The organism is Bacillus sp. JH7, assembly GCF_001563515.1.
GTDB classification, from domain to species: domain Bacteria; phylum Bacillota; class Bacilli; order Bacillales; family Bacillaceae_G; genus Bacillus_A; species Bacillus_A cereus.
Genome location: NZ_LPUS01000032.1, coordinates 19,431 through 44,749, shown reverse-complemented (window position 1 = coordinate 44,749; position 25,319 = coordinate 19,431). Strand labels below are relative to the sequence as shown.

The window sequence follows — 25,319 nt, the reverse complement described above, 5'->3', positions numbered from 1 at the left end:
CTTATATTTTTTGGTTTTTAGGGAAAATCACTTCAAAACAAGTGCCATCTCCCCATTTGCTCTCTACTGATATTTTTCCGTAATGCTTTTCTACAATCCAATTTGCGATTGAAAGACCTAATCCAGCTCCTTCTGACGTACTTCTTGCTTTATCCCCTTGATAAAAACGATCAAATAATTTTGGAATATCTTCTTCTTTCACTCCTATCCCGTCATCTTTCACCTGTATACGAATTGAACTACTCGTTTGCGTGCAATCAATTTGAATATGCCCACCTTCATTTGTATACTTCATCGCATTATCCAACAGTATGACCATCATTTGATGAATCCGCTCTCTATCCCCCATAAAAGATACACCACGTTCTACTTTTAGCATCATTTCTTTTTCTTGATAAGAAGCAATCTCCTTATATGGAGCTACTATTTCTTCTAACAATTTATCAAGTTCAAATATTTTCTTATCCATCTCAATTTGATTAGAATCAGAACGTGCTAGCAATAATAAATTACTAACGAGTTTCGATAACCGCCTACATTCTTTTGAAATTGTAGAAATATCCATCGCTTTTTCTTCTATCGTAGCGGATGGTGACTGAAATAAAACATCCGTTTTTGATTGAATAACTGCAAGTGGTGTCCTGAGTTCATGTGATGCATCAGAAACGAATTGCTGCTGTTTCTCCCATGAATTTTGAATAGGTACGAGTGCTCTGCCAGCTAGGAAAAAGCCGATACCTATCGCACAGAGGCTTCCTATGCTACAACCTATAACGAGGATTAAAAATAAAGTATTTAACATTCCTTCTTCCGCTGTTATATCTCGCACGATTTGAACTATTTCTCCATCTTTTTGAAGCGAAAATGCTCTAAAATATCGTCCTTGTACTTTGATATCTTGTAACTCCCCTATTTTTTCCGGAGAAAACTTTTCCAAATTCTCTTCAAAAATAGAACGGAATTTACGGTTATCGCCCTCTATTTTCACTATTTTCCCATTCCAAGTTATTCTAGTTACTCGCGGATCTCCAATTTGGATATTCTCCATACGTTTTCTTGGTGGTATTTTAACATCTAATTTTTCTCTATACTGAGCCATCATTTTTATAGATTGATCCACTTCATTATAAATACGCTTATATGTGTATGAATAAATAATACTACCTAATATACCTATTAATAGGATAAATACTAATGAATTCACTATAGTCAAACGAATGCGTGTCTTTTGAAACATACTTCCCTTTTTCATTGTTCTTTTAATATATATCCAATACCTCGAACGGTTTGAATATCTTTCTGATAACCGAATGGTTCTAATTTTTTACGCAAATGATGCACATACACTTCCACAATGGCTACTGTCGTATCTGAATCAAATCCCCAAACACGATCAAAAATTTGTTCACGCATTAAAATCTTCCCGCTATTTTGAATGAGATACTCTAGCAGCTCATATTGTTTCAATGTCAACTTAATACTTTGTCCATCTACTTGAACGTCTTTATCTTTTCCGAACAATTCAATCCCTTTATAACGAATCGTTTGCTGCGTTGTTAAACTACCACTTCTGCGTAGTAAAGCGCGAATTCTCGCTTTTAATTCAGGGGCCTGGAATGGCTTAACGATATAGTCATCTCCACCAAAATCCAATCCCTTCACCCGATCTTCTAAAGAATCTCTCGCTGTCAAAAACAGGACTGGTGTTTCAATCTTTTCATCACGTATTTTTTGAATTACTTCAAATCCGTCCATCCCTGGCATCATCACATCCAGTAAAATTGCATCATATATATTTTGAAGAGCTAAAAACAATCCATCTTCTCCATTTATTGCCGTATCTACTTCAAATTCATCACGCAAAATTTGTACGATAGACTCTAATAACGAGGCATTATCTTCTACTACAAGTAAGCGCATGCTCTCACCTTCCATCAAATAGTTCAATTCTATTTATTATTACATTTCTTCTCTTCATAACAAAAGAATGTAGTTACATTACGTTTCATTTTTAACTATTTCCTTCTAAAATTTTGAAGTTTTATTATAAAAACTTTGTCTTAAATTTAGCTTAATAAAAAATTGAAAGAAATAAGATTCCTCTTATCTCTTTCAATTTTTTATTACATATACCTTTTTACTCGGCAATTCCAAACAATTTAGCTGACCACCGTACACAGCCCCGCCATCAATTCCAATAATACGATTACTACCAAAATACACTCCGCAATCCTCACTACCATGAAGCGTTTTTGTTTCCGTATGCCCAAATACAACAACCTTTTCACCGCTATATCCATTATGAAATTCATTACGGATCCACATTAACGTATATGGTTCAGATTCAGAAACTCGTTTCATCGGTTCAACCCCAGCATGTACAAATATATACTCTTCTGTTTCAATGTAATGATCTAATTCTTGAATAAACTTTATATGTTCCTCTAATACACGAGAGTGTAAAATCGGTTTTTGGAAGTCTTTGTCATTAACCGCAATATCCTCTTCTACAAATCCATAGCTATATAATGTCTTATCTCCACCATTTCTTTTTACCCAATGGTTCCATGAACGTTCCTCATTTGTCGTTAACGCCTTAATCATCATATCTTCATGATTTCCCTTTAAAATGAGTGCTCCCTCTTCTTTCAATTCTCTTACCTTTTCAATTACAGCACGCGCATTTGGACCACGATCTACATAATCTCCCAGTAAGATTAATTGATCCTGTTTCGCATCATATTGTGCTTCTTCCAATAACTGTTCGAACTTTTCTATCTCTCCATGAATATCACTAATAACAAGAATTCTTTTCATATTATCCCCCCTCTTTCTAATTATAGTTCAAAACAACAGAAACTTCCGAATCTTAATCTTAAATCAAATTTATCCCGCATTAACGGGCAGTAAGCCCCCCACTGAATACAGTTTCACTTTATTACAAACTAAACTATTATCCTTACAACAATGTAAGTCTCTTGTCATCCAATTCGATAGTTGTAATTACTGTATTTCCTTATACTGAGAGTAAGAAATGAAACAAAAAATAAGGAGAGATGAGCGATGAAAAAAGTAATGGAAGTTGTAGTAGCGGTAGTAGAGGTTTTCGTAAATGGTAAACAAGTGGCAATGGAGTTAAATAAATAATGAAAAGGACAACATTCACTCTAGACCCTTTACTCATATAAAAGAGATAAGACTTCATCATTTCTTTGATCCCTTATCTCCCTATAAAGAAAGCCGTATCCCTTTTAAGGATACGGCTTTCTCTTATTTTTGACTCGTACGAGCTGAAATGCTAATTGCTCTATCTGTTGCTTTGGCAGCTTCATCTAACGCTTCTTTACTATTCTTCCCGTCATACATCGCTTCTAATGCTTTTACAACTGCATCTCTTGATTCTGGAAATACACTAATTAAAGCACCTTGTGTTGCTGGAGATTGCTTCGTTGCTTGCAGTTGATCTACTGTTACTTTCAACTGTGGGTATTTTTCATATTGCTCTTTTACTAATGGCTCATTATATGCATCTGGATTAATTGAGAAATAGCCTGTTGCAGTATGCCATTTTGCTTGTACGTCTGGCTTCGTTAAATATTTCATAAAGTCCCAAGCACCTTGTTGCGTTTCTTCTGAAACCATATTCGTCATCCATAATGATGCTCCACCAATAACAACACCATTTTGTTTCGAATCCTCTGGATACGGAATATATGAAACACCTACATTAAACTTAGATGCATCAATTAAATCACGAACACCTGCTGAAGAATCTAAATACATAGCAACTTGTCCAGACTGGAACGCGGCACGAATATCATCCCAACTTGCTCCATACTTTCCAAGTGCGCCAGCTTTATTTAAATCATCTAACATTCCAAATACTTTCTGTCCTTCTTTACCGTTAAATACCGCCTTCTTTGCAGCATCCTTACGGCCGTTTTCGTTATCTACATATAAAGCACCTTGTGTCGCTAACAATTCTTCAAAGAACCAACCATAGTTAAGCATGGAGAATCCATATTGTTTTACATTTCCGCCTTCTTTAATCGTTAACTTTTTCGCTGCTTCTTGTAATTCCGCATATGTTTTCGGAGCTTTCTCTGGATCTAAGCCCGCCTTTGCGAAAGCATCTTTATTATAAATTAATACTGGTGTAGATGAATTAAATGGCATAGAATACATTTTTCCATCAACTGAATAATAATTTGTAATTGCTTTTTCTAATTTTGACGTATCGTACTTATCTTTTTTTATCCAGCTATCAATTGGTGTGATTTTTTTACTATCAATCATATATTTCGTTGTAATTTCACTCGATTGAACAAGAGCTGGCGCTTCTTTCGTTGCAGACATCGTTCTAAATTTCGTTAAAGACTCTTCATATGTTCCTTGGAACTCTGCCTTTATCTCATATTTATTTTGCGACTTATTATAGTCTGCAACAAGACCATCTAGTACTCCTTGTGTTTTTCCACCCATCGCATGCCAGAAGCGAATTACAGTTTTATCACCATTTTTTTCAACTGGTGCTACTTTTGCCTGTGCTTCAGGTTTTCCTTCTGTTTTACTATTTGAACAAGCGGCACTAGATAATGCCATTGTTGCTACCATTAATAGCGCAGCACCTTTTTTAACTAGACTCATTTAAATCTCACCTTCTCTTAGTTATTTAATTGCACCTTTTGTTAATCCTTGTTGTAATTGCTTTTGCCCTAAAAATAGTAAAATCAATGTTGGAATAACGATAACCGTAACACCGGCCATTACGCTTCCCCAATCAGTTGCAACTTCTTGAGACTGAAGCTGCTTCACACCGATTTGCACTGTTCTTACTTTTTCATCAGTGGTCACTAAAAGTGGCCATAAATACATATTCCATGTTGTTAAAAAGCTATATACTCCAAGCGTAATAAAACTCGTTTTACAATACGGAATTACAACGCTGAATAAAAATCTTATATTTCCAATCCCTTCAATAAACGCAGCTTCTTTCAGTTCATTCGGAAGTGTCATAAAATGTTGACGTAACAAGAAAATACCGAAAGCTGTTGCAAAAAACGGCACTGTCATCCCAGCAAAACTATTGATCCAACCAAAGTTTTGAATCGTTAAAAAGTTAGGCACCATCGTTGCTTCCCACGGAATCAGCATCGTTGAAATAAACAGGAAGAAAATTAAGTTTCTCCCTTTAAACTGAAGAAAAACAAAAGCATAAGCTGCTAAACTTGATACGATAAGTTGTCCAATCATAACGACTGTCGATACAATTAAACTGTTATATAAGTATGTAAAAAGCGGTACCTTTTGAAAAATATTAATAAAATTATCAAAAGTAAATTGAGTCGGAAATAACCTTCTCATTTGAATATCGTCTGGTGTCATAAAGCTTATTAAAAATGCATACAGTACAGGAAAAAATACCATTACTGCACTAATAATGAGCAGCATGTATAATAGGAAATTTTGTTTCCACTGTTTAACAATCATTTATAATGCACCTTTCTCTCAGCAAACTTAAATTGAAGTAATGTAGCAATGAAAATGAAAACAAATAATACCATTGCTTGTGCACTTGCTGTTCCAAATTGATGATTCACAAACGCCTCTTTGTAAATCGAGTACACAATCAAATTCGTTGCATCATTTGGTCCACCGTGCGTTAAAATATCAATTTGCCCAAAGCTTTGGAACGCACTAATTAATGTTACTGTTACAATAAAGAATAAAGTTGGTGATAGCATCGGTAATGTAACACGGCGAAGTTTATATAAATAACTAGCACCATCTATAGATGCACTCTCATATAACGACGTATCGATATTTTGTAAACCACCTAATATAACTAAAAATGCAAAACCTGTATTCACCCAAACTGTTGTAACTGATACAGAGAATAGTGCCCAGTCCGGACTCGTTAACCATGCGATTGCAGGAAGGTTCATAGAGGCTAATATATTATTAAATAATCCTACACTTGGATGAAATAAAAATAGCCAAATCACTGCACTAGCGGCTACTGATATTCCCATCGTCGAAGAAAACAGAACTCGGAATAACCCAATACCTCTTACTTTTCCATTTGCAATCAATGCAAGAAACAAAGCAAATATAATACTCGTAGGCACTGTATATAAAACAAATAATAAAGTTGATTTTATACTTTTGTAGAAGGCTGGATCAGAGAATAAGTATTGATAATTTTCTAAGCCAACGAAAAGATTAGCTTCCCCATGTATATCGGTTAAATAAAAGCTATAGTAAATCGTCCTAAACAATGGATAGAACAAAAAAATCGAAAATAACAAAATAGATGGCGCCAAAAACAATAATCCTATTCTTAAATCTTTCGTTCTCCCCCATATTTTTTTCTTTTTTGACACCTTTGTTTGAACTGGTAACTTACTTACTCCAATCATTATTTCGCCACCACTTTCAACTCTTCTTCAGCTACCACTTTTAAGCGTTCATTCGTGTTTTCATTAAAGAAGCATAACTTTTCTTGCGAGAATAATAATTTTACTTTGTCACCTTTGTTCAAGAGTAACTGTCCGATGACTTTCGCACTCCAAGTTGTTCCATTTACCACAAAGTTCAATATAGATTCATTCCCTAATACTTCTACAGATTGCAACGTCACTTCTTGTCCCTCCTCAGACAGTGCAATATGCTCAGGGCGCATGCCTATGCGAATTGTTCCTTCTGGTAATTGCTTTAACTGTCTAATAGATAATGGAATTTGCAATTGCCCTATATGTAATACACCTTTTTCTTTATTTACTTCCCCATCATTTATATTCATAGAAGGAGAACCTATAAAGCTTGCAACAAATTCGTTTGCAGGTTCGTTATATATGTCAAGTGGTGTTCCAACTTGCTGTATACTTCCTTTATTTAAAACCATGATACGATCTCCCATAGTCATCGCTTCTATTTGATCGTGGGTAACGTAAATCATCGTAATTCCTAATCGCTGCTGAATTTCTCTAATTTCAATTCTCATTTGCGCACGTAATTTCGCATCCAAATTCGAAAGTGGTTCATCCATTAAACAGATTGGTGCTTGACTCACAATTGCCCTGGCAAGTGCAACACGCTGTCTTTGTCCGCCTGATAATTGGCCTGGTTTCATTTTCACATACTCTTTCAGTCCTACCATTTCAATAGCTTCCATTAATCGCTTTTGTCGCTCTTCTTTTTGTACTTTTCTTACCTTAAGTCCAAATAAAATATTTTCTTCTACAGATAAGTGTGGATATAATGCATAATTTTGAAATACCATTGATAGATTACGGTCTTTCGGCTCTAGATCATTTGCAACACGTTCATTAATAATTAAATCTCCTGAAGAAATCTCTTCTAAGCCAGCGATCATTCGTAATAATGTGCTTTTCCCGCATCCCGAAGGTCCAACTAAAACAAAAAATTCACCCTTCTTAATATGAACCGATACGCCTTTAACCGCTGTCTCTTCTGCATTTTTATATACCTTTGAAACATTTTTCAATTCAATCACAAGGTTGCACTCCTTTTTTCTTCTTGTATCCATACTTCATAATGACTTGTTGAAATTGCACTTGCTCCTGCACGAATTGCAATTTCCGCATCTTCTCGCGTTTGAATCAACCCTCCTGCAATAATAGGAAACTCTATTTCCTCTACTAGCTGTTTAATAATAGAAGGCATAATCCCCGGCATAATCTCTACTGCATTTGGTTTAGTCGTTTTACAATTTTCAATTGATTTAGTAAGAGATAAAGTATCTACAATAAAAATACGTTGAATTGTTTTCAATCCAATTTTATTAGCATTTCGAATTGTTGAACCCTTTGTTGAAATAATACCTTGTGCCCCGATAACATCTTGAATATACAAAAGCGCTTCCTCTGTATTCGTATTTAAGCCTTGTATAAAATCACAATGAAGAAATACATCATGTCCATGTTTCTGCAATTCATATACACGCTCTGGTAATTCCAGCATTGAACCAGTCATAAGAAAAACTGTTTTCGGCAATTTTTTGTATGCTTTGTATCCTTTCCAATCCTTTATCATCGCAATATAAGGTTCTTTAAACATTTTTTCCACCTAACTGTTCTATTTTTATCCAAACTAAAAACACCTACTTACATAGAACGCCTTTCTCCTTATTTGAACTCTAGGGAATAGAGCACACCTAAGAAAGTGGCACATTATATGTAAGTGGGTGTTCTCAAATGTTCTCTACCCTATTTATTTTGTTACCTTTACTATATTACGCATTTATTAAGTCAGTTTTGATAGATTGTTAATTAGGTGTTAATCGAATGTTAATATTCACCATATTTTCTTAATATTAATCTAGATATACAAATAAATCCCAACGGCAAACAACTATCTTTAAAATTTAAGTGATATGCAAATTCATTCCATAGTTAATTAGTTTTAGTTTTCTCGCAACGGCTTGTGAAGCATAATTATTCCAAGAAGTACTATAAAGTGGAATGCTTTTTTCTTCTTGTATTGATATCGCCCAGGCTGTAACACCATCAGTACCATATCCGTTCCCTTGAAACTCCGCTAAAGTTTCCACACTTGCCTCAGCAGCTACGGGCGTACTTCTGGCACTGCAACAAACAGAAACTACCTTTTCATTTTTTACAATTGCCAAATAAGGTTGCCTCCTTATTTACTCCATTTACCATCCATTCATAATCTATTTTTCATGTTCAAAATAAAAATCCCATTCAAATACACATTACTGAATCCATCATACTAACTGATTTCTTCATTCTGTCTATCTAAATGGGATTATTTTTCGTTTTTTACTCTACTGGCTGTTGTGGCTGTACTACTTCATTCGCTCCAGCTACCCTCAACATATTTACAATATCTTTAAAACCTCTTTTTTCAGCGTATTGCAGTGGCGTCAGCTGTTCCTTGTTAGCCATATTTACATCTGCACCGTGATCAATAAGCAATTGAATTACTTTCTTATGGTTTTCACTACCATTTCCTAATACAATTGCTTCTAATAGCGCTGTTCCACCACGTTCATTTTTATAATTCACATCAATATCTGTATGCTCTAATAATTCTTTAACAACCTCTACATGGCCACGCTCAGATGCAGAAATAAGTGCTGTCCCACCTGACCTAGTCGTTTCTTTCGTATTAACTCCTGCATTAATTAATACTTTTACAATATCCGTATATCCTTCTCTACTTGCATAAAGAAGTGGATTACTTTTTTTCTCATCTTTAATTTCAATATTAGCACCTGCACCAATTAATGCTTTAACTGTCTCTACATGATTTTGGTACGTCGCTGCAAGGACAGGCGTTTCTCCGTTGTCACCTTCTACGTTTATATTCGCTCCATCCTGAATCAACTTCATAGCTGTCTCTGTGTCTCCAAGGGTAGCTGAAAGTAACAACTGTTTGTCCATTAAATTTATACTTTTCTCTTCTTTAGATTCTTCCTGTTCTTTATGCTTCTCTTTTTTCTTTTCATTTTTCACATGAACCGGTTTCGATTCTGGTTCTTCTTGCTTATCGCAAGCCACTACCGTCATTAAAAGTCCTAATAAAATACATAATAAAATTTTTTGTTTTCTCACAACTACAGCTCCTATGAAAGATAATGTTTTCTTAACCATTCCTCCATCACATACAATAACTCTTCTTGAGTACATTTATCCATAAGCCCTTTATATTCCTTCTTTAATCGGATTATCTTAAGCTTATACTATGTTTCTCAACCTATTGAAATGATACGCCTGATGGCCCCATCATTAACATTATGAAGCAATTAGTTTAGCACGTTTTTACCGCATTTGTATACATTTCTAAAAAGTACATAAAGTGAAACTTTAATTGGTGGGGGTTTTGTTCATCCACCACTAATTATTAGCCCACACCAATCGGGCTTTTACGGGCAGCCCGACTCCACCTAACTTCTTTGCTTTCACTAAATTTTGAGGTGGGGATCTTACTGCCCGTTAATGCGGGATAAATGATTGCTTTAGGTTACTATATTCCATTGTAACCGTTCTTCTAAAAATTTTACACCTTTTCTATATTTGCACCTGAGTAATAATAGAAAAAGACAACTATATAGTTGTCTTTTTCTATTATTAATGATGTCCACCATGATTTCCTGCTTTCGGTTTCCCCATCATCTCTTTATTCATTTCCCATTTATGCTCTGCTAGCTCTTTATACGAAAGAACTTTACCCTTATAGTTAGATACAAAGCTCTCTGCATCTTTTTTATTTTTAAATGAAATGACATTATAAGCCATCGGTGTCGTTATTGTTTTATCATATACGTAAGTAGCCTCTTCTAACGAAATCCAATCTTTCGAATCATAATCTCGGACAAATTTCTCTTTCGTCTTTTCACCTGAATTGATCTCCATCCATTTATACATACAACCGATATCATCAAACTTTAACGCTTTTCCATTTTCTAAAATAATTTCTGTTGCAAATTGATTATCTGTTACCCCAATTTGGCAAATATCACATTTATCATGTTTCTCATCAATGGCAACAGCTGCTGTTTCCTTTTTCCCACACCCGACTACCGTAAATACGAAACATAAACATATAGCAAGTACGACATATTTTACTTTCATCAATATTCCTCCCTAGAAACCGTATACTCCACGAAAAGAATACCAAAAGGTTGTGTGAGATTTGTGAAAAAACAATGTGCTTTTTGTAATATAGGAAACAAACAAAGATGTGTAGTTATTTCTACACATCTCTCATCACTCGCAACCTGTAATTAATAAATCATCTTCTAACTTAACTAATAATGTATCCGCACTAATTTCCTGTCCAACTTCTACATTTACCAATCTTATATTTCCACTAATACCGACTGCGATTTTTTTAAGCTCACCGTCATTTTTTCGAATCATCAATAATTTTTCCCATTCATATACGTAAGAAGATTCATTAATAAAAATCTCCTCTACTTTTCCTTCATAAGAGCTATAAATCTCTTCAATTCTCGTTTTCATATAACATCTACTCCCTATTTCACACTTCACTATTTTCATCTTATTCTACCATTCTTACGAGGAGCAGCTTACTTTTTAAAAATTCAAATTAACTACCGTGAACAAAATGAACAAAATAAAAATTATGCTTCTAATGATGTTATTTTTTAAATTATTTACCATTTGAATAGATGCTTTTATTATAAATAAAAAACCTTTTTCTGAATTTTTATTCTATTTTGAAAGCGCAATCATTCTTTTGAGGGGGAAATTACATGTTAGCACTACTTGGATTTGCGATGGTATTTGTCTTTATGTTTTTAATTATGACGAAACGTATGTCAGCGCTAGTAGCATTAATATTAATTCCGAGTGTTTTTGCATTAATTGGCGGATTCTATGCCAATATGGGGCCTATGATGTTAGAGGGGATTCAAAAGTTAGCACCTACTGGTATTATGCTTATGTTCGCTATTTTATATTTTGGGATTATGATTGATAGCGGTTTATTCGATCCTGTCATTAGTAAGATTTTAAAATTTGTAAAAGGAGATCCTTTAAAAATCGTTGTCGGAACGGCTATATTGACTATTATCGTCTCTCTAGATGGTGACGGTACAACAACATACATGATTACAGTTTCCGCAATGTATCCACTATATAAGCGCCTTGGAATGAACCCCCTCATATTAGCTGGAATTGTTATGTTAGGGGCGGGGGTAACAAATCTTACACCTTGGGGTGGACCCACAGCTCGTGTTATGAGCGCACTTGGACTTGAGGCTTCTGAATTATTTACACCTCTTATTCCAGGAATGATTGCTGGTGCAATTTGGGTTGTTTTCGTTGCTTACTATCTTGGAAAAAAAGAAAGAAAACGTTTAGGAATTATGGATGTACAGTATTTAAAACAAATGCAAACAATGGATGAGCAAGCTGCAACTGTCGAAGCCGCAGTGCATAAACGTCCTAAACTTCTATGGATTAACTTTTTATTAACCGCTACATTACTTGTCTGTCTCATACTAGAAGTTATGCCGTTACCTGTTTTATTTACAGTCGCTTTTGCTATTGCTGTTATGATTAACTATCCAAACTTAGAACAACAGAAAGAACGTATTGCTTCTCATGCAGAGAATGTATTAGCAGTTGTTTCTCTCGTATTTGCTGCCGGTATTTTCACTGGTATTTTATCTGGAACAAAAATGGTAGATGCAATGGCTAACAGTGTAGTAACTCTTATACCAGATGCACTTGGACCACAATTGCCAATTATTACAGCTCTTCTTAGTATGCCATTCACATTTTTCATGTCCAATGATGCATTTTACTTTGGGGTATTACCTATTTTAACTAAGGCTGCTGCTACTTACGGAATTAGTGCAGCTGAAATGGGACGTGCTTCCTTACTTGGGCAACCCGTTCACTTATTAAGTCCTCTTGTTGCATCCACTTATTTATTAGTTGGGATGGCAAAAGTTGATTTTGGTGAACATCAACGTTTTACTTTATTGTGGGCAGTTGGAACGACAATGGTGATGTTGATTACTGGCATTGTAATTGGGATTATTCCAATATAAATAGCACATAAATAAATTTATGTGCTATTTATAAAACTCACCAATCTTTCTTTGTTAAGAGTACATATTCCCGATCCGCCAATATTAATTGCAAGGGAGAAACTAAATCTTTAAAATTCAATTCACTATAGTTAGATACAGGATTATTTTCTTCTCCATACCAAGCCGTATAAAATTCAAGTGTAAATAACTCATCCTTCATATCTTGAATATAATTAAAAAGTAACTGTAAACATTTCAAATTCGTTTCGCAACCATTTTTAAATTGTCCTCCTTCTGGAGTAATGGAAACACAAAAAGGATTTCGCAAATGACTAGGTATCTCTGTTTTTTTTATCTCTCTTACAACAATTGCAGCAAAGTCTAATTCTGATCCTAAGAAAGCCTTATCCCTTTCCACTCTCTTTGTTTCTTTTCTACCAAATATCCCTATAGGCAACCTCTTTTTTGCAGCAAGAAAATAACGTTGAGTCATAATATATTCCCTTCCAAAAAGAACGTAACTTCAGTAAGCTACGTTCTTTTTATTAAATATATTTTGCAATTACTAAAGCATTAAGAAAAGTCTTATACTCTTCATTAGTCAATACACATTCCGCTTGATTAATCCCTTTAAGTACTAATAATTCATTAAGTAATTGTTTTGAGTTTCCCTGAATTGTAAAATTAGAAATAAACCTTTTATCGATTGATTCAATAATAATCACAATTTCCCTGCCTTCTTTAATTAACTGCTGTTTTTCCGAATCAGTAATTTTTGAATCATTCATAATCTCATTTTCAATAAAATCTCTATTATTTTTTTCCTCTGTTGATAATAAACCCCTTAAGATTTTTTCATCATTATACTTTATAAAATAAAAAATTCAAAAACCATTAATTTTAATCTTAAACACAGTCTTTGATATATACTTATTAAAACCTTATATTAAATTATTGATACTTCTTTATTTTTTTACTACTTCAAGAAAATACCGTCTCTCCGGTCTCCCCACACTCCCATATATTAGCTCTGCATGAACTTTCTTCCCAGATATCAAATACTCTAAATAGCGTCTTGCAGTTGATCGGCTTACGCCTACCATTGAACTTAGTACCTCTGCTGTAATCCCTTCTTCATTAACTGTTAACATATGTTTTTTTATTTTTGCTAAAGTTAAGGGGTCTATCCCTTTCGGGGCATATTCCATTTCATTTCCCTTTACGCCTCTTTGAGACCATAAATGTTCTATTTGTTCTGTAGATAATTGATTGTTTTTCTTCAGCTGCACAATCTTTTTTTGATAGCCTTCCAGACTTGCTTTAAATCGGTCAAACATTAGTGGCTTTACGATATAATCTGTTACTCCGCCCCGCAGGGCATGCCTCACTACATCTGTTTCCGATGCCGCTGTAATCATAATAATATCTGTATCGTGCAAATGATGCCTAATATATGTGACAAGTTCCGTTCCTTGCATATCAGGTAAGTACACATCTAATAACACAAGCTGTGGCTTCACAAGCTCTAGCCATTCTTTCGCTTGTTCTCCAGTCGTTGCCGTTCCAATTACTTTAAATCCCTCAATTTTTTCAGTAAAACGACGATGAATGTCAGCAATCCGAATATCATCTTCTACAATTAATACTTCAATCTCCTCACCCATTACTATTCGCCTCTCTCTTTCGGTAGTGCAATAATAAATAACGCACCACCTAAATCCCCTTTTTCAATTGCAATACTTCCATTTAAATCTTCTACTAACTCTTTCACTTTTGCTAATCCATATCCTCGCTCTCCTCCTTCTTTCGTCGAAAAGCCTTTATAGAATATGCTAGTAATTATTTCCTCATGAATCCCTTGCCCTGAATCTTCCACTTCAATTACTATTTCTTCTCCAATATCAGTTACAAACATCCTTACTGTCTTATCATTCTCTTCATTTTTTTCAATTGCTTCAAATGCATTCGTAATTAAATTTCCTAAAATAGAAACGACATAATTACTCTCAATATGTGGACTTAATTTTTCTAAACCACTTTCTCTATCTAGCATAAAATCAATCTTCAACTCTCGTGCTCTATTATAAAATCCAATTAAAATTCCACCTAGCCATGGATTTTGAATCCGCTTCATAATAAATTGAACAAAATCTTGATATACCGCTGTTTCCTTATGAATAAGCTCTAAAGCATCTTCGTATGATTCTAATTGGATAAGACCTGAAAGCGTATACAATAAATTGTTATATTCGTGCGCTTGCGCTCGTAATGCCTCTGTATATTGCTTCGTCTGAGATAATTCTGCTGTTAACTGATCCATTTCAGATTTCAAACGTAAGCTCGATACAACGCCAGTTACTTTATTCTTTACTTTAATAGGTAGACGGTTCGCAATAACAGCCTGTCCTTTTATATTTAATTGGCGATCAAACTGTTCTTCACCAGTTTGAAGTACATCTAGTATCGTTGAATTAGGAATTACATTTAAAATAAATTCCCCAATAATATTTTGTTGTTTATCTAGCGAAAGAATATCATAAGCTGCTTGATTGACTAAACTAATCATGCCATTTTTATCGATTACAATAATCCCTTCACGTACAGATTGAATCACTGTACTATGCTCTTCATATAAAGAGGAAATTTCTTCTGGTTCCATACCGAACATCATTCTTTTTATACTTGCCGCTAAATATATAGAGCCGATTACTCCAATTAATAGCCCTATTATTGTAATCCAAAATACACGCTTTCCATACACTTCTACCGCTCCATGAATATCGTCCATTGAAAATCCAACAGACACCACACCAATGATTTCATTTTCCTGATTACGGATTGGAACTTTTCCACGTAATGAAGGGCCTAATGATCCAGTTGCTTTCGAAACATATGATTTTCCTTCTAATAAAACACCTTTGTTATCTCCACCAATCATCGCTTCTCCTATTTTATCTCGCTCAGGATGTGCATATCGAATCCCCTCTTTATTTCCAACTACAATGAAGTCAGCCTCTGTATCCATTCGAATTCTTTCTGCAATCGGCTGAATGATAGAAGCTGGGTTTTCTTTTTGAAAAGCTTCCTTTATTTCAGGTATAGCAGCAACTGTTTTCGCAACATGCAAAGCTCGTTTCCCAATTTGCTCTTCTACCGTTTCAGATAATATGTAATAAAATAAATAACTCGTTAGCATAAGTACAACTAAAATAAGTGTACTTATAGTTAATGTAATTCTCGGTTGGAGTTTTAATTTTTTAAATTTCAAAACCATTCCCCTAACATGATTAAAGATAGAATTTAAAGAATATACAGTCTCTTTAATTATACTTAATCATAACACGGTTACTCTATATTTCTTTCTTTTTCTCTTCATAAAAAAAGAAACGAAGTAAAATTATTACCTCGTTTCTTAATATTTGTTATTACACTTTAAACTTACTAATCATCTCTTGTAATTCTTCTGCCATTTGTGATAAATGAACTGCTGCTGCATTTATTTCATCTACTGAAGCTAATTGTTCCTCAGAGGAACCAGCAATATTTTGAACACTTGCTGCATTTTCTTCAATCGTAGCTGCAATTTCATTAATAGATGCACTTACTTGTTTTGCATCTACCGTCATTTGTTTTGCTACATCTACCATGCTATCAATTTGTACAACTGTATCATTTGTAGACTTCAATATTTCGGCAAAGCTTTGCTTCGTTTCATTTGCAACTACAAGTCCTGATTGTACTTCTACTCCAACTTGATTCATAGAGCTTACTGTTTCTTTTATATCAAATTGAATCTCTTTCACTAGTTTCCCAATTTCCGTAGAAGACTGTCCTGATTGTTCTGCTAGCTTTCGCACTTCATCTGCTACAATTGCAAATCCTCTTCCTTGCTCTCCAGCTCTCGCAGCCTCAATTGCCGCATTTAACGCTAATAAATTTGTCTGTTCAGCAATATGTTGAATCACTTCAAGGATTGCTCCAATTTGTTTCGACTTATCGTCTAACAAACCAATGATTTTGTCTGACTGCGAAACAGACTCATGAATTAATTGCATTTGATTCACAGTTTGTTCAACTAACTTCCCACCATTTTCGGCTTTTTTCTTCGTATACATAGAGGCTGTAGATACTAATGAAGAACTATCTGCAACACGCTGAATTCCTTCTGTAACTTCTTCTAACAATGTTGCTCCTTCTTCAACTTCTTTCGTTTGTATTTCTGCACCACTTGATACTTGCTCTATAGCCTGTGTAATTTGTTCCGTTGCTTCGCTTGTCTGCTTCATACTAGCTGTTAATTCTTCTGAAGATGCCGCTACATGACTTGCTGAAGTGTTTATATTAGAAATGACACTTTGTAACGATGCAGCCATCTCGTTAAAACTTTCTCCTAGCTGTCCAATTTCATCTTTAGAATGAACTGTAATTGATTCTGTTAAATCACCTTCACTAATCTTCTTCGATGATATGACAAGTTGTTTTAACGGTTTAATAATAGACGCAATTATGAAGTAAATTACAATCCCACCGATTATTAGTGAAATTCCAAGAACAGTTATTGTTTTATAGAAAATAGGTTCAGCCGCTTCGATAATTTCTTTGGAAGGCATAATTCCTGCTATTTTCCATCCAGTTTTCTTATTCGTTTTAAAAGTGATATTGCGATCTTCACCATCTAATGAATAATGAAAATCCCCAGCTTCCTGTTTATACAATTCTTTACTAAGTTTCTCTTCTAATTTCTCTCCTGGCTTCATTTTCGGGTGCGCTACTACATTTTTATCTTGATCAAATATCGCTACATATCCTTCCTTACCGATATTAACCATCTTAGAAGTAGTAACGATATCATTAATGATTAAGTCAATCCCAAGAACTCCACTTTTATCCTCGTTTTGTTTTGCTAGTGTAATAACAATATTTCCTGTCGTTTTTGACTTATATGGAGCAGTTACAATTACTTCTCCGCTTTTCTTCACTGCCTCTTTATACCAATCTCTTTCTGTAGGATTATATCCATCTGGCATCTGAATAGCTGGTGATTGAATGAACTGTCCATTACTAGATCCTGTATAGATTGCTTCCATTTCTGGATGCAGTTTATTGTATTCTTCTAGTTTATTTTGTATGTTTTGAATTTGATCTGCTTGGTAACTTGATTGTGTAAATAATTTCGTAAAATAAGTTGCATCTATTTTTTTACTATCCAATTCCTTATTAATTACATTATCCAAAATTTTTATATTATCTTTCGCCGAGTTTAAAATTGTTTCATTAAAATTCGTCTTCGCCTGTTGATAAGACGTCCAACCAATTACAATACTTGGAAGAATTAAAATAATAATAAATGATACAAGTAACTTTGTTTTTAAACTACTACTCCTTAATTTCCCTTGAAACATACTTCTACCCCTCCATACCGTTTTAAATGTAATTAATTAACATTTAATCTTTCTATAAAAATAATACGATTTAAATGTATCAATGAGACTCTCTATCTTTTTATACATCTAAAGAATTGATATATATCTTTTTCATTCTATATAAATTAAATAATTAAAATAATGTATAAAAATGTATATTATTCGAAATATTATAATTCATAGGAGAACCTCTAGTATTTCACTTACTAGAGGTTCTTTTCACCTTACTATTCTTTATCTACTTCTTTTTTCTCATCTTCTACTACAGATACAACAGGTTTATCGCTTGATAATTGTTGTACCGCTCCTTTTCCTGCAAATCCTTCTAATAGCTCTTTTAAGTCAATGCCAGAAGAAGCTTTTAACGTTTCTTGCATCGTTGCCATTAAATCAGTTGCATAACCCGCAACTTTTCCGGCGCCGCTATTTTTACCACCGCCGCCTGTATCAACAACTGTAATTTTATCAATGTTACTAAGCGGACTTGCAACTTCCTTCGCATAACTTGGAAGCATTTTAAGAACCATATCCATAATTGCCGCTTGGCCATATAACTCAAATGCCTCTGCAATTTTTTGCTTCGCTTCTGCTTCTGCTAAACCTTTTAATCTAATAACATCTGCTTCCGCCGTACCTTGTGCTTTTTGTACTTCCGCTTTCGCTTGACCTTGCGCTTTTTCGATTTCCGCCTTCGCTAAACCTTCTACACGTACTTCTTCCGCCCGAGCTCTCGCTTCAGCTTCAATCTTATATTGATCCGCATCTGCCTTTTTAATTTGTTTTACTTTTTCTGCTTCCGCTGATTGCTCAACAGCATAGCGATCTGCATCTGCTTTTTTCTTAACTTCTGCATCATATTGCTTTTCACGACGCGCAATCTCTTTTTCTTCTAACTCGATTTGCTTTTCACGCTCAATGATTTTAACGCGCATTTGCTCTTCTGTAACACCTTGTTGTGCTTTCGCTTGTTGTAATTCGTAAGAAAGATCCGCGTCTGCTCGAGCTTGTTCTTGCTCTCTCTTATAAGATTGTACTTTTAATTCTTTATGTTTTTCAGCTTCAGCGATTTGAGCATCACGTTGATATTCAGCTTCTTTTGCTTCTTTCTCAGCACGAGCTTTTTCAATACGAGCTTCTTTTTCACGCTCTGCATTCGCAATTGTTGCATCACGCTTCACTGTCGCAATTTGCGGCTGACCAAGTGCATCTAAGTAACCATTCTTATCCATAATTTCTTTAATTGTAAAGGAAACGATGCGAAGACCCATTTTCTTTAAATCCGTAGAAGCTACTTCATGTACTTTTTGAGCAAATTGCTCTCTATTACTATACGCATCTTCTACTGTCATAGAAGATAAAATCGCACGTAAATGACCTTCTAAAACTTCTTTTGCTTCTACTTTTAACTCTTCTGTTTCTTTTCCTAAATATTGCTCAGCTGCTGTAGATACTTCTTCAATCGTAGAACCTACTTTAATAATAGAAACACCATTTACTGTAACTGGAACACCTTGCTTCGTATACGTATCACGTGTACCCACTTCTAACTTATAGTTTAATAGACTTAAAGGCTCTGCTCGTTGCATAATTGGAACTACGAATGTACCGCCACCGCGAATAATCTTAATCTTCTTTCCATCATCAGTGGTAACTACATTTTTTCCGCCACCAAGCCAGTTCCCTGTAACAATTAACGCTTCATCTGGTCCAACTGTTCGATACTTCGTAATGAATACTAAAATGAGTAAAATTAAAATTGCGAGTAACACTCCACCAATAATTAATGGAATCGTCATGTGAATTCCCCCTTATAATTTTGGTTTTTTTAAAGAATAAGCGATGTTTTGTACAAGTAAAACACCATCTTGGACTCCCTCGATAATAACTTCAGTTCCTTGTGAAATATCTTTTTTCCCAATTGTTTTAGCTGGAATTGCATTACTTCCAAATTGAGAGGAGATTAGTACTTCTCCAAATCCTTCTGTAGGAATTGTTGTAATGACTTCCCCCTTGCAACCTATGAACTCATCCATACGTTGCACAGTATTTTGTTCTGCTTCTGCAATCGGCTTTAAAATTAGTATTTTCATTATGAATACACCAATAAAGGATATAGCACATGCAGCCCCGAAAATAAGAATGCTATTAAAGGAAAATAAATATTCTCCTATATAACTAAGCCCACATAACATGGCGAAAAAACTAAGTAATAAAGTAACAACGGATACCGATCCGCCTCCAAAACTAAATATGGATTCAAATATATCTCCAAAAAAGATATAAATCACAGTGAGTATAGTAGCAATAATAAATCCGTATAAATAAATTGTTTCAAGTGGATAACCAAACAAAACCATTTCTTATCCCCCTCTCTTAAACAATCCCTTTTTTGTTATGTGTATGCCCCACCTCTTTCAAAGATTATAGTTCTTAATTTTCAGTTATTTATCTTTTAAAGAAAAACCTGTAAGACAGGCCTCTAAAAAAGAACAGGAGAAACCTATTGTGACAGGCTCCTCCTAGAAAATAACCGATATATTATATATCTATATAATATACTATTTTCCACAAAAAGTAAAGTTAAACATACATTGGAAAAGCACTTATTTTATTGATAATTTGTACGTTCCATCGCCATTATCATATTTATATACATACAAGTAATACTTGCCTGGTTTTGCATTAAATTTCGCTTCTATATGATTCCCATTAACTTGACCGTAAGCTGCATAATTTTGCATATCTGATTCATGGTGCAGCACCCATGTCATCCCGATTCCATACTCATTTAAAACGGAAATATCGATATCTTTCGCTGATGCTACATTAAATGTATAAACATCAGTGTGGTCCCCGCCAATAAGACTACCTTTTATCGTACTATTTAGCCCGATACGATTTGCTTCCTCTGGACGATTATTTGGTTCTGATTCTGTTAAACTTCCATCTTTAATCGTAACAGTTGTTTCACTTCTGCTCTCTTTGCCTTTATCATCTTTTACTCTTAACGATACTTTATAAGAACCTTCTCTTTCATATACATGTGCTGGATTCACTTCTGCACTTGTGCTTCCATCTCCAAATTCCCATAAATAAGAAACAATTTTTCCATCTTCATCGTTTGAGCCATCACTTTTAAATTGAATTCCCTCTTTTACAAGACCGCTATAAGGGCCATTTATATTAACCGTTGGAGCTTTATTTTCTCCGTCATCTTTTGCGATACCGTGGAAAACTACATCATATTCAAATTGATTTGAGCTATTCACACGATAATTGACGAAGTATGCTGTAACAGTTTTGTAGCCACTCCATTCTTTTTGCGCCAATTGTTCTAAAGATTCATTTACTCTTTTACTCATTGCTTTCCAATCTTCTGATTCACCTTTTGTGACACTACCTGTATACGTACCTTCTAATGTAAATGTATTAAAGAATTGAGAATTATGTTTTGTCATTTTTGTATCTTTCATAGGCAACGTATCACTAATTTCTTTCTTCACCGCTGCTAACGACTTCGTTGCATGTTCAGCTAAATAATCATCTGCTACTTCCGGTACATTATATTTATCTTGATTATCGATTAGCTGCTGCATATACTCTTGATACTCTTTATTTAGTTTTAAGTCTTTACTTAAATTCTCACGATAAGCATCATAATTTTTCACGTCATTCGCTCGAATTAAATCTTGAATTTTATCAAACGTTTCAAATTGATGTGTATATAAATAAGATTGCAATGCGAACGAGTAATTATAGAAATCCCAAGAACCGTATTTAGCAAATAGTGTACGCTCTGCTGTATAACGGCTTGCAGGATCAGATGATAATCCGCTAATTATACTCTTTCTTGGTACAACGTTATTCGTACGAGTAGATCCTGCGAAAAACTCTGCATTTCCTTCTTGGAACCAAGTTAGCCTTTCATTTTGATACATATCTCCTCTTCCAAATAAACCAGGAACTTCATATCTCCCTTGCAGATAATGAGTAAATTCATGACGGAATAACTCTTCTAAACTATAAATACTTTGCTCTGGTGTACGCTCATATGTAAAGAATGTACCTGTCTCTTCAATATAAATTCCACCGTTGTTTGTTTCATATCCATACAATTGTCTATTTAACTGATATTCATCTGGACTATTATAAATTACGATCGTTAATACATCATCCGCATTTCCTGGCTCTAACGCTTTGTCATTTCCAATTACCCGGTGATACTGTGCCTTTACTTCCTTCGCAGCCCAATATAGTCTCTTAATTTTTTCTTCTGATACTTTATCTCCTGTTTTGAACACAATTGATCCATCGTCGAATGTATACGTTTTTGGTAAGTATTGCTCTTTTCCTTCTTTACGTATTTTCTCTAAATCTACTGTATTCCCGCTATAATCTTTACCATTATAATTTGTTGTAATTTGTTCTACCGCAACAAAATACGGTTCACTTAAGCGCGGGTACATATGCATTGCTTGTGTAACAACCTCTAATCCTTTATTTGGATTACTATGAAACTTCCCTAAACGGCTAGCAAAATAAATGCCATTATTAACGAGCCATTTATTTTCTGGCGTTACTTCATTTAGAAGAGCAATACGATTTATTTCATTAATAAACCCATCTACTTTTCCATACCACATCGTTTCATTCGCTTCTTTACGAGCCACAGTTAAGTACGACTGTATATCATAGTCAATACCTTGCATAATATCGTATATTGCTTGTCCCTTCATTCGATCATTTACATAAGTAGTATAATTATCATTGTATTGCTTTAAAATATTCGATGCGTATTGAACCGTTTCAACATCACTTGAAGCATTACTAATTAATTTACCGTATGCAGATACGACTGTATCTTGTTCAACTGTACCAAGCTTAAAATTCGGATTTTTTGCGATTGCTTTTAAAGCAGGTAAACATTTGTCCTGGAAGCTTCTTTCATTTAAGTCGCTTAATTCACTATTATAAAATGCAAGATAAAAAGCTGAACGCAGCACTTCAGTAAACGTTTGAATTCCTTTTGAATCATCTTTCGTAAATGTACTACCTCTATGAGCTAATTCATCTATAATGACTTGCATTTTTCCTTTATCTTTATAAAAAGCCTTTGCATCTTCATTAAACTGGAATAAGTCTGTAATTTGGTGCCACTTAATACTGCCTAACGTTTCAACTAATTCTTGATCATTCATTTTGTTTAAATCAGCCATTGAATAGCTTTCTTTAACTTGCTTTACTGCAGTTTTCTTCGTAATAGATGCTGGTCGCTGTGAAAAATCTCCTACTTTTAAACGTTCTTGAAATGATAAAGTTTCATCAACTTTTGAAATATGTCCAACTTCATCTACCGACTTTTCAATTCCAACCGGTTTCGTTTTCAACACGTTATACGGTACTTTTTCTTCCGCTGCTGCATGAGTTTGAAGTGCGCCTAACGATAAAGCCATTGTACTAATGCTAAGCATCACTTTATTGATCTTTGATTTCTTGTTCATATCCTTGCCCCCTATTTTAATATTCCATTCAAGAATTTAACATAAAATCTGGATGTAACAATATAAAATGCAATATTTCATATTATTTCTTCCTATAATTTGTACATATCGTGAACACATTGCTCTTTACCTCCCTAAAACAAATTGCATCCTTTCACATTATAAAAAGGGAATTTTTTGACAATTAAAAACTTAATTGTTATGATTATTATAATTGTTAACTTTATTAAATAAGGGTGGGATTCTATGATAAAAAAAGAAAACAGTGTATTTTATATCTCCTTCTTGCTAACAACATTATTCATTATATGGGGAATTACCCCAGCAAGTTGGATACAAGGCTACGATTTACAAAGTGTTACATCTTCTTTAAACTCATTTATCCTCAATAAATTTGGGTGGTTTTACTCTCTACTTATGACTACAATGATTATTTTGGCTGCTTATTTAGCATTTTCTAAGTACGGTTCTATTCGTCTTGGTAAAGATGGAGAAAAGCCAAAATATAATTATCCATCTTGGCTATCCATGTTGTTTGGAGCAGGAATGGGGATTGGACTCCTCTTTTATGGAATCGCTGAACCGATTTCACATTTTACAGATCCATTAACAGGAAAAGCGGGGACAGAGGAAAGTGCCAAACTCGCTATGCAATATTCATTTTTCCACTGGGGTCTCTTTCCATGGTCACTATACGCAATGGTCGCTTTAACAATTGCATATTTCACATTCCGCAAACAAAAAGGTAGCACTATCGGGGCTACAGTTACTCCATTATTTAATCGATCGAAAAATTCTCGTATCGGAAAAACAGTCGATATTTTAGCTGTTTTAGCCACAGTATTTGGCATTGTACCATCTGTTGGGATTGGTGCTCAACAAATTGCTGGAGGATTAAGCTATTTATTCCCTTCTATTCATAACACTTTACTTACACAGCTCGTACTTATCGCCATCTTCGCCGTTTTATATTTAACGAGTGCACAAACTGGCTTAGATCGTGGGATTAAATATTTGAGTAACTTAAATTTCTCTCTTGCAGGTATTTTACTCGTCTCCTTTTTATTTTTAGGGCCAACCGTATTTATTATGAAATATTTCACATCTACACTCGGTTCTTATATTGGAGCTTTGCCTAGTATGGGATTAAATTTAGGAGCATTTAATGAAAAATCTTCTTCTTGGATTGAAAACTGGACTATTTTCTATTGGGGATGGTGGATTTCTTGGTCTCCATTCGTCGGTACATTCATCGCTCGTATTTCTAAAGGGCGCACAATAAAAGAATTTATTTTTGGAGTTGTATTAGTCCCGACTCTTATCTGTACATTTTGGTTTGCAGTATTTGGTGGTACCGCAATCCATATGGAAATGTTCCAATCGCTTGGAATAGCTGATGAAATTGCAAAAAATGGTACAGAGATTGGATTATTTGCTGTTATTTCACATCTACCATTCTCTACATTTTTAACGATTATCGGGTTAATTTTAGTAGCCACATTTTTCGTTACTTCTGCCGATTCAGCAACATTTGTTGTTTCCATGCAAACGAGTAACGGAAGTTTATCACCGAAAAATAGTTTAAAACTTATATGGGGATTAACAATCGCGATAATTGCCGCTATTTTATTACAAGCTGGAGGATTAAATGCACTACAAATCGCAGCTATAATTGCTGCGCTACCATTTTCTATTGTAGTCGTTCTTATGGTTACTTCACTCTTTAAAGAGCTACGAAAAGAAGATGTTAATTTGCAAACGAAAGAAGTGCCGAAAAAAATAAAAAAGGTTATGTAACGATTGGCGCCTCAAATCACTTCTAAATCCGTAATAAAACCCATTCAT

General features: G+C 34.4%; 21 protein-coding genes and 1 pseudogene. 2 read left to right on the top strand and 20 right to left on the bottom strand.

Annotated elements, in window-relative coordinates; all coding sequences use genetic code 11:
* Position 1 precedes the first annotated feature (1 nt).
* The 12 genes and pseudogenes from AU379_RS26265 to AU379_RS26210 all read right to left on the bottom strand — a co-directional run bounded on the left by AU379_RS26265 (position 2) and on the right by AU379_RS26210 (position 11,009).
* On the bottom strand, positions 2-1,252 hold the full coding sequence (locus AU379_RS26265) for a HAMP domain-containing sensor histidine kinase (protein ID WP_000715829.1): 1,251 nt from the start codon (positions 1,250-1,252) through the stop codon (positions 2-4).
* Positions 1,249-1,920, bottom strand: coding sequence for a response regulator transcription factor (locus AU379_RS26260; RefSeq protein WP_001238623.1), 672 nt, complete (start codon positions 1,918-1,920; stop codon positions 1,249-1,251). Before AU379_RS26260 ends, AU379_RS26265 begins: the two co-directional genes overlap by 4 nt.
* A gap of 192 nt (positions 1,921-2,112) precedes the next feature.
* Positions 2,113-2,817, bottom strand: coding sequence for a metallophosphoesterase family protein (locus AU379_RS26255; RefSeq protein WP_000821967.1), 705 nt, complete (start codon positions 2,815-2,817; stop codon positions 2,113-2,115).
* A gap of 453 nt (positions 2,818-3,270) precedes the next feature.
* A complete protein-coding gene (locus AU379_RS26250) occupies positions 3,271-4,647 on the bottom strand; it encodes an ABC transporter substrate-binding protein (RefSeq protein ID WP_000060602.1) in 1,377 nt (458 codons plus the stop codon).
* Positions 4,648-4,668: 21 nt separating this feature from the next.
* Complete coding sequence (locus AU379_RS26245; protein ID WP_000635946.1) at positions 4,669-5,490, bottom strand: carbohydrate ABC transporter permease; 822 nt, start codon at positions 5,488-5,490, stop codon at positions 4,669-4,671.
* A complete protein-coding gene (locus tag AU379_RS26240; RefSeq protein WP_030022966.1) occupies positions 5,487-6,419 on the bottom strand; it encodes a sugar ABC transporter permease in 933 nt (310 codons plus the stop codon). The genes AU379_RS26245 and AU379_RS26240 overlap by 4 nt, the downstream gene beginning before the upstream one ends.
* Positions 6,419-7,516, bottom strand: coding sequence for a sn-glycerol-3-phosphate ABC transporter ATP-binding protein UgpC (gene ugpC, locus AU379_RS26235; protein WP_061140045.1), 1,098 nt, complete (start codon positions 7,514-7,516; stop codon positions 6,419-6,421). Before ugpC ends, AU379_RS26240 begins: the two co-directional genes overlap by 1 nt.
* A complete protein-coding gene (locus AU379_RS26230) occupies positions 7,513-8,079 on the bottom strand; it encodes a glycerol-3-phosphate responsive antiterminator (RefSeq protein WP_000472003.1) in 567 nt (188 codons plus the stop codon). The genes ugpC and AU379_RS26230 overlap by 4 nt, the downstream gene beginning before the upstream one ends.
* A 307-nt stretch (positions 8,080-8,386) precedes the next feature.
* Positions 8,387-8,662 (bottom strand): annotated as a pseudogene (locus AU379_RS26225) (GNAT family N-acetyltransferase); the annotation flags it as partial.
* Between the two features lie 142 nt (positions 8,663-8,804).
* A complete protein-coding gene (locus AU379_RS26220; protein WP_000287337.1) occupies positions 8,805-9,674 on the bottom strand; it encodes an ankyrin repeat domain-containing protein in 870 nt (289 codons plus the stop codon).
* Positions 9,675-10,115: 441 nt separating this feature from the next.
* Positions 10,116-10,619: a nitrous oxide reductase accessory protein NosL gene (locus tag AU379_RS26215; RefSeq protein ID WP_000865667.1), complete on the bottom strand. Its 504-nt coding sequence runs from the start codon at positions 10,617-10,619 to the stop codon at positions 10,116-10,118.
* Between the two features lie 135 nt (positions 10,620-10,754).
* Positions 10,755-11,009, bottom strand: coding sequence for a hypothetical protein (locus AU379_RS26210; protein ID WP_000857376.1), 255 nt, complete (start codon positions 11,007-11,009; stop codon positions 10,755-10,757).
* Between the two features lie 254 nt (positions 11,010-11,263).
* Between AU379_RS26210 and AU379_RS26205 the strand changes: the two genes are divergently transcribed.
* On the top strand, positions 11,264-12,568 hold the full coding sequence (locus AU379_RS26205; RefSeq protein ID WP_061140044.1) for a CitMHS family transporter: 1,305 nt from the start codon (positions 11,264-11,266) through the stop codon (positions 12,566-12,568).
* Between the two features lie 37 nt (positions 12,569-12,605).
* Here AU379_RS26205 and AU379_RS26200 read toward each other — a convergent pair whose 3' ends face one another.
* The 8 genes from AU379_RS26200 to colA form a co-directional block, all read right to left on the bottom strand.
* Complete coding sequence (locus AU379_RS26200; protein WP_000194259.1) at positions 12,606-13,043, bottom strand: hypothetical protein; 438 nt, start codon at positions 13,041-13,043, stop codon at positions 12,606-12,608.
* Positions 13,044-13,095: 52 nt separating this feature from the next.
* Positions 13,096-13,338 carry a hypothetical protein gene (locus AU379_RS26195; protein ID WP_061140043.1) on the bottom strand — a complete coding sequence of 81 codons (243 nt, stop codon included), beginning with the start codon at positions 13,336-13,338 and terminating at the stop codon, positions 13,096-13,098.
* A 177-nt stretch (positions 13,339-13,515) separates the two neighbouring features.
* A complete protein-coding gene (locus AU379_RS26190) occupies positions 13,516-14,214 on the bottom strand; it encodes a response regulator (RefSeq protein ID WP_061140042.1) in 699 nt (232 codons plus the stop codon).
* A gap of 2 nt (positions 14,215-14,216) precedes the next feature.
* A complete protein-coding gene (locus AU379_RS26185) occupies positions 14,217-15,824 on the bottom strand; it encodes a sensor histidine kinase (RefSeq protein WP_080481826.1) in 1,608 nt (535 codons plus the stop codon).
* A 151-nt stretch (positions 15,825-15,975) separates the two neighbouring features.
* Positions 15,976-17,952, bottom strand: a complete 1,977-nt coding sequence (locus AU379_RS26180) for a methyl-accepting chemotaxis protein (RefSeq protein ID WP_000486196.1) — start codon at positions 17,950-17,952, stop codon at positions 15,976-15,978.
* A 248-nt stretch (positions 17,953-18,200) separates the two neighbouring features.
* Positions 18,201-19,769, bottom strand: coding sequence for a flotillin family protein (locus tag AU379_RS26175; RefSeq protein ID WP_000155016.1), 1,569 nt, complete (start codon positions 19,767-19,769; stop codon positions 18,201-18,203).
* Between the two features lie 12 nt (positions 19,770-19,781).
* The gene (locus tag AU379_RS26170; RefSeq protein WP_000242438.1) at positions 19,782-20,330 is read right to left on the bottom strand and encodes an NfeD family protein; all 549 of its coding nucleotides are present in this window, start codon (positions 20,328-20,330) and stop codon (positions 19,782-19,784) included.
* A gap of 246 nt (positions 20,331-20,576) precedes the next feature.
* Entirely contained in the window at positions 20,577-23,474 is a 2,898-nt protein-coding gene (colA, locus tag AU379_RS26165; protein WP_061140040.1) for a collagenase ColA, read from the bottom strand.
* A 246-nt stretch (positions 23,475-23,720) separates the two neighbouring features.
* Between colA and opuD the strand changes: the two genes are divergently transcribed.
* Positions 23,721-25,271: a glycine betaine transporter OpuD gene (opuD, locus tag AU379_RS26160; protein WP_000591575.1), complete on the top strand. Its 1,551-nt coding sequence runs from the start codon at positions 23,721-23,723 to the stop codon at positions 25,269-25,271.
* Positions 25,272-25,319 lie beyond the last annotated feature (48 nt).